Raw genomic sequence first — 2302 nt, forward strand, 5'->3', positions numbered from 1 at the left:
CGTGGACTCCACCAGCTTTCACGTCCACGGGGTGTACGGGAGCGGGGAAGAGGGCCAGACCGATACGGGGGACGAGCCCCTGGTCATCCGCCTCACCCACGGCTACAGCCGGGACCACCGCCCAGACCTCAAGCAGTGGGTGATGAACCTGATCTGCGCCGATACCGGGGGGATTCCCCTGCTCTTCGCTCCTGGGGATGGGAACCAGTCGGATCAGGAGGCCTTGGTTCCCCTGCTGGCGCGCTACCGCCAGAGCCTGGAACTGGGGGAGGTGGTGGTGCTGGACGGGGCCAGCTACAGCCAGGAGAACCTGGGGGCCCTGCGTGGGTTCTCCTGGGTCATGCGGGTGCCGGCCACCCTAAAGGAGGCCAAGGTCCTGCTACGCGAGGAGTTACCCCAGGAGGCCTGGAGGCCTCTGCTGCCGGGCTACCGGGGGCTGGAGGTGGAGAGCGAGTACGGGGGTGTGCGGCAGCGCTGGCTGTTGGTGGAGAGCCAGGAGCGGGCCAGGATGGAGGAAGCGAGCCTCCAGCAGCGGATAGCGCGGGCCGAAGGGGAGGCGCGGAAGGTCCTGGGCCGGCTGACGGCTCGGACCTTCGCCTGTGAGGCGGACGCCCGGCGGGCCCTGAGCGAGGCCAGCGGCCGACTTCCTTCGCACCGGCTGGTCTACCTGGGAGTGCAGGAGGAACGCCAATGGGAGCGGGTGGGCCGGCCGCGCAAGGGGGAGCGACCCTTGGCGGTGGTCTACCGCCTGCGGGCCCGCCTGGAGGTGGATCAGGAGAAGCTGGAGCGGGCGAGGCGGGGCCTGGGGCGATTCCTCCTGGCCACGAACGTGCTGGACCGGGAGGGGCTTCCCCCTCAGGAGGTGCTGAGGCGGTACAAGGACCAGGCCCGGACGGTGGAGCGGGGGTTCCGGTTTCTGAAGGACCCCCTGTTCTTTGCGGAGAGCACCTTCTTGAAGCGGCCCGAGCGGGTGATGGCCCTGGGGATGGTGATGGCCCTGGCCCTTCTGGTGTACGCCCTGGGGGAGTGGGCGCTGAGGCGGAGGCTTTGGGAGGCGGGGTCCAGCCTGCCGGACCAGAAGGGGAGACCCACAGCCAAGCCCACCTTGCGCTGGGTGTTTCAACTCTTTATGTGGGTCCGACTGGTGGAGCTGGGGGGCAGGTGGTTCGTCCTCAACCTGGCTCCCCATCACGAGACCGCGGCGCGCCTCCTGGGGGCCGGGCGATATTACCTGCTGGAGTGAAGGGGGTGCGGAATGTGGGACCACCACAAACTGAGGGGATACGCCCAAACCCCCACGCCAAAGCGGCTCAGGAATCCTCCCGCCGTTTTCCCGAGACTCCGTTCCCCCTCCGCCCATCTGCGCCCTTCCAAGGTAGTGTTACCCCCCACCCCCATGGGTAGGGCCGGTCCACCCGGGCCTCAGGGGAGGGTCAGCCTTGCGGGAAACAAGCTTAGCGATAAGACCAAGCCCTCTTCGCACCGGCTAGGAGGCTCTCCCCATGGCCTCTACCTCCTCCAGGCGCCTGGGATGGAGCGGGCCAAGGGCGAAGAGGTAGAAGGCCAGGAAGGAGGCCAGGGCCACCCGCAAGGGCAGGGTCACGCCGATCCCCCCCAGGACCCCCGAGAGGGTTCCCCCTAAGGCGCCCGCCCCGTAGATCAGGGCCCGCAGGGCGGCCAGGCTCCCCGCCAGGGCCTCCTCGGGCAGCAACCACCCCCGCACGGCCCGCAGGTGGACGCCCGTGACCCCGACGGCAAACCCATAGAGCAGGCCCCCCGCGAGGAAAGGAGGGAACGGAAGGGCCAGGAGGAGGAGGGCCCTCACCGGGTCTCCCCGGTCCAGCCGGGGGCTCAGGAGGAGCAAAGGGCCTAGGGTGAAGTACCCGAGGGCAGCGAAGAGGCCTACCCAGAAGGCCTCCCCCGTGCGGGCCACCTCCAGGCTCAAGGCGCTGAAGCCCAGGGCGGCCCCCAGGTCGCCCAGGGCCTCGGAAAGAAAGGCCAGTTTCCAGACCGGGTTCAAGCCTCTAGAGCGAACCCTTCCACCATCCAGATGACCCCACCTGTAATGGAGCAGGCATGGCAAAGGGGCGCACGTACACCCGCCGCGTCCGGCCGCCGACCCTGACCTCTTGCACCTCCTTGAGCATCGCCATTCACCCCCTTACGGGTTAGCCCCAGAGTAGCAGCAGGGGAATACCGCCCGTGGAGCCCAGGAGGGCCTCACCCACGCCCCTCGGCGTCACCACGAGGGGAGAGAACCCTTTGGGAGAGGCGGAGGAGAGGGGGAAAGAGAAGGGAGGCC

Annotated in this window: 2 protein-coding genes; one reads left to right on the top strand and one right to left on the bottom strand. The window is 68.7% G+C overall.

The features are described 5' to 3' along the window. Positions 1-1243, top strand: a 1243-nt coding sequence (locus BVI061214_RS00895) for an IS1634 family transposase (RefSeq protein WP_082333095.1), incomplete at its 5' end; no start/stop codon positions are given. 243 nt (positions 1244-1486) lie between these two features. On the opposite strand, the gene BVI061214_RS00900 is transcribed toward BVI061214_RS00895, so the two are convergent. Further along, the gene (locus tag BVI061214_RS00900; protein WP_014516139.1) at positions 1487-2020 is read right to left on the bottom strand and encodes a hypothetical protein; all 534 of its coding nucleotides are present in this window, start codon (positions 2018-2020) and stop codon (positions 1487-1489) included. Positions 2021-2302: the final 282 nt, after the last annotated feature.

This window comes from Thermus aquaticus, from assembly GCF_001280255.1.
GTDB lineage: Bacteria > Deinococcota > Deinococci > Deinococcales > Thermaceae > Thermus > Thermus aquaticus.